Raw genomic sequence first — 3,840 nt, 5'->3', positions numbered from 1 at the left:
CCGGTCCAGGCCGGCGGTTTCGTCGACAATGATCCGGGCATGCGCCCAGGAGATCCTCCCGTCCTGCAGGGCGGCCAGGGTCAGCGGCAAACCCCGCGTCAGCGCCAGGCACTCGGACAGGAAGGCTCCCGCGGTCCGCTCGCTCACGGTCAGGACACACGCGACCTCCGCCGTCACCGCCATCTCCTGGCACTTGGCGTCATGCGGGGTCGCCGCCGGGGCCGCCACCGCTTCGGTGGCCTGCAGATAGGCCGCGCCCAGCCGCACCTTCAACGCCGCGGCCCTGGCCTCCCACCGGGCGACCTCGGCCAGGCCGTCCAGGCAATCATCGGCAAGCTCCCGCAACGGATCGTCCGCCAACGGACCAGCATCCCGGTGGACACCGGCCCCGGACGGACCCCCGCCGTCAGCACCGGCCCCAGTGCCGGAATCCAGCGCCGCGGTCAACGCCCCGACAACCGCCAGGGCCGCCCTGCCATCAGCGATGCAGTCCGTGCTATCCATACACCCAAACTAGCGCGCACCTCCGACATTTTTCACGAACCTGGCAGGGCAGCGGGACACCCCTCTGTGGATCCGAACCAGGGTTCCGGCATCGTCAACCGCAGCCCGCCCGAAAGTCGGGGCTATGCCGGAATTCCTCGTGGCCTGCGCGCCAATCCGAGACTGCCCAGTAACTCTCGCCTTCGTCGATCGCGTGAGCTGCATGAACGGTGCCGAGGGGGGACAACGCGAACCTCCGGAAACCCGTACTCTTCGACCAGGCGACCAGCAATTTCGTCCGGAGATGCCTGGGTCAGTTCCCCGGCCACCGGGTCCGTCGGACGCTTCCGTCCGGCCGGAAGCGCCGCTTAAGCGATTTCCCGCGCGCCGCCCGGTGCGGGACGGTCCTGGTGTTCAACCGGGCAGCCGGCGTCCGCCGCTTTTGCCGCAGGCTGTTCTACCGTGATGCCATACAGCGCCTCAAGGGCGGCCACGTATTCTTCCTGCTGGCCGTTGGAGGCGAGCTCGCGGGCCCGGACCGTGGGGACGTGCAGCAGCTGCTTAACCATCCGGCGGAGCGCGAACTCGACTTCCTCGGCCGCGGCGGTGCAGCCGTGGCGGGCCCGGACCTTTTCCATTTCCGCGTCCAGCACGTTCATGGTGTGCCGGCGCAGGGCGACAATGGCTGAGTCCACCGAGCGGGCCTCGCGTTCCTGCTCGAACGTGCTGGCCGCACCGGCCACAATGCTGCTGGCCTGGGCCAGCGATTCGGACTGTTCCTGCGGGGCGGCCAGACGGACCGATTCCAGCGTGAGCAGTTCGACGCCGTCGAGTCCGCCGACGGCGGGATCAAAATCGTGGGTGAGGGCCAAGTCGATGGCGATCAGGGGCTGGGGCGAGGACGCCCGGACCCTGGCCAGTTCCGATGCTTCAACGCGGGTGTCGGCGCCGCTGCAGCCGATCATGACGTCGGCGGCGGCGACGGCGACCGGGAGGCTGTCGCCATCCAGCGCGGTCCCGCCGCGGGTGGCGACGAAACCGGCGGCACGCCCGGAGGAGGAATACACGGACACGTCCGTGCAGCCGCGTTCACGCAGCAGCGACATGGTGGCGCCGGCGTAGGCGCCGGTGCCGAACACCACGACCTTTTTGGTGGACCAGTCGGGGACTTCGGACAGCTCGGTGGCGAGGTCGAGGGCCACGGAGACCACCGAGAGCCCGCGCGCGCCCAGGGCCGTCTGCGCTCCGACGTCCTTGGCGGTCTTCGACGCCGCCTGGAAGAGCCGGACGAGGCCGGCGCTGGCCGTACCTTCGTGCTGGGCAGTAATCAGGGCCCGTCGGACCTGGCCGGCGATTTCGCGTTCCCCGACGACGGCGGAGTCCAGCCCGGCGCTGACCGAGAAGAGGTGCCGGGTGACGTCCGCGCCCGTGCGGGTGTTGAAGGAACGCGCCACGAGCTGTTCGTTGAGTCCGGTGGAGCCGCTGAGCTGGGCGATGAAGGCCTGGCGGGCGTCTTCGACGTCGTCCTGCCGGCTCGCTTCACCGTAGATTTCGAAGCGGTTGCAGGTGGCAAGCACAATGGCACCCGCCACGGCCGGCGATTCGGCGAGGGCGGATGTGGCGAGCTCGGAAGCGCCGGTGCTCAGTAGAGCAACGGTCTCGAGGTCGATGTCGGCGTGGGTCGCCACCAGAGAAAAAAGAACCACAGCATCACAATCATAGCTTTTTCGTTGCCGCGTAGAACAACAGCCCGGCGTGCGACTGCCCACGCGGGGCTGTGATTCCCGCCACGGCCGGGGCGCAGCCTGGGTCGCTGTCCATGTCGGTGACAGGCTGTCGTTATCTTTTGGGGCTGATTTTCGGCACAATCGAAGGCATGACTCCTCGCGCTGCGGCAACTCCTGAAATCTCCGGCCTCGACGCCGGGCACCCGCTGATGGACGGCCGCACCGCGGGTTCCCCGCTGATCACCGCCTACCGCGGCGGCAAGCCCTCCCGCCGTCCGGTGTGGTTCATGCGCCAGGCCGGCCGCTCGCTGCCCGAATACCTCAAGCTGCGCGAGGGGGTCGCGATGCTCGATTCCTGCCTGCGACCGGAACTGGCCTCCGAGATCACCCTGCAGCCGGTCCGCCGCCACGACGTCGACGCCGCCATCTTCTTCTCCGACATCGTCATTCCGCTCAAGCTGGCCGGCGTCGGCGTGGACATCGTCCCCGGCGTCGGTCCCGTGCTTGAGAAGCCGGTCCGCACCGCGGCCGACGTCGCCGCCCTGCCCCAGCTGACCTGGGAAGCCCTCGAGCCCATCCGCGAAGCCGTCCGGCTCACCGTGGCCCAGCTGGGGAAAACCCCGCTGATCGGCTTTGCCGGTGCGCCGTTCACGCTCGCGGCCTACATGGTTGAAGGGAAGCCGTCCCGCGACCACCTCGGCCCGCGCACCATGATGCACGCCGACCCGGAGACCTGGACCGCCCTGGCCAACTGGGCCGCGGATGCCTCCGGCATGTTCCTCCGCGCCCAGCTGGAAGCCGGTGCCTCCGCCGGCCAGCTCTTCGACTCCTGGGCCGGCTCACTCGGCCTGGCGGACTATAAACGCTTCGTCGCCCCGGCCTCCGCGCGCGCCCTGGACCACGTCCGGGACCTCGGTGCTCCGCTGATCCACTTCGGCACCGGCACCTCGGAACTGCTCGTCGCCATGCGCGACGTCGGTGTCGACGTCGTCGGTGTTGACTACCGCCTGCCGCTGGACGAAGCCAACCGCCGGCTGGGCGGCACGGTCCCGCTGCAGGGCAACATCGACCCGGCGCTGCTGTCCGCGCCGTGGGACGTGCTGGAAGCCCACGTCCGTGAAGTCATCGCGGCCGGTGCCTCGGCCCCCGGCCACGTGCTGAACCTGGGCCACGGTGTGCCGCCGGACACCGATCCGGCCGTACTGACGCGCGTTGTCGAACTGATCCACTCGATTTCCCCGGAGTAGGCGCATGCAGGCAGCCGGCAGCGGCGCCGTGGAGGCCGCAGCGCAGACCGCCGTGGTGGTGGGCGGCGGGATTTCCGGCCTGCTCGCCGCCCGCGAGCTGGCCCGGGCTGGCGTCCGCACTACCGTCCTGGAGGCGTCCGGCGCGTGGGGCGGCTGCGTCGGCAGCCATGTGGTGGCCGGCCTGACCCTGGACAGCGGCGCCGAGTCCTTCGCCACCCGTTCCTCCGCGGTGGCGGATCTTGCCGCCGACCTGGACCTCGCCGGGCAGATCGTTGCACCGGAGCCGGGAGGCGCCTGGGTCCAGTTGCCCGACGGCCCGCGTGAACTTCCCCGCACCGGAGTCCTTGGCATCCCGGCCAACCCCTGGGACCCGGAAGTCCGCC

Annotated in this window: 3 protein-coding genes and 1 pseudogene; 2 read left to right on the top strand and 2 right to left on the bottom strand. The window is 70.0% G+C overall.

What is annotated here, in order from left to right:
* Positions 1–504 (bottom strand): annotated as a pseudogene (locus K789_RS0108110) (endonuclease); the annotation flags it as partial.
* 347 nt (positions 505–851) lie between these two features.
* A complete protein-coding gene (locus tag K789_RS0108105; RefSeq protein ID WP_024366322.1) occupies positions 852–2,189 on the bottom strand; it encodes a glutamyl-tRNA reductase in 1,338 nt (445 codons plus the stop codon).
* Between the two features lie 170 nt (positions 2,190–2,359).
* Here K789_RS0108105 and hemE point away from each other — a divergent pair, with 170 nt between their 5' ends.
* The gene (gene hemE / locus K789_RS0108100; protein WP_029704748.1) at positions 2,360–3,457 is read left to right on the top strand and encodes a uroporphyrinogen decarboxylase; all 1,098 of its coding nucleotides are present in this window, start codon (positions 2,360–2,362) and stop codon (positions 3,455–3,457) included.
* Positions 3,458–3,461: 4 nt separating this feature from the next.
* Positions 3,462–3,840 (top strand): FAD-dependent oxidoreductase (locus K789_RS0108095; protein ID WP_029704746.1); only part of this gene is annotated, 379 nt, incomplete at its 3' end.

The sequence above is a fragment of the Arthrobacter sp. TB 26 genome, assembly GCF_000427315.1.
Lineage (GTDB): Bacteria > Actinomycetota > Actinomycetes > Actinomycetales > Micrococcaceae > Arthrobacter.
The sequence above is the reverse complement of the archived record's forward strand: the minus strand, read 5'-3'. Positions and strand labels throughout refer to the sequence as shown.